Annotated in this window: 1 pseudogene; it reads left to right on the top strand. The window is 44.8% G+C overall.

Annotated elements, in window-relative coordinates:
- A pseudogene (locus Q4519_RS22195) lies at positions 1-232 on the top strand (2-isopropylmalate synthase); the annotation flags it as partial.

Raw genomic sequence — 232 nt, 5'->3', positions numbered from 1 at the left:
CGTCACTCATGCTAAGAAATTCTCGCCTGATGTCGAGTTTTCATGTGATGATGCTGGCCGGACGCGCTTAGTCATTTTTTGTCGCTTGGTAGAAGCCGCAATTATAGCTGGCGCCACCACAGTGAATATACCCGATTACGTTGTCTACACAGTGCCGATTGAATTTGGTGGGATTATCCAAACGTTTTTTAATCGATTCCCCAATATCGATCATGACGTTTTTTCTGTGCAC

It is taken from the genome of Motilimonas sp. 1_MG-2023 (assembly GCF_030547455.1).
GTDB lineage: Bacteria > Pseudomonadota > Gammaproteobacteria > Enterobacterales > CBDFNC01 > Motilimonas.
The sequence above is the reverse complement of the archived record's forward strand: the minus strand, read 5'-3'. Positions and strand labels throughout refer to the sequence as shown.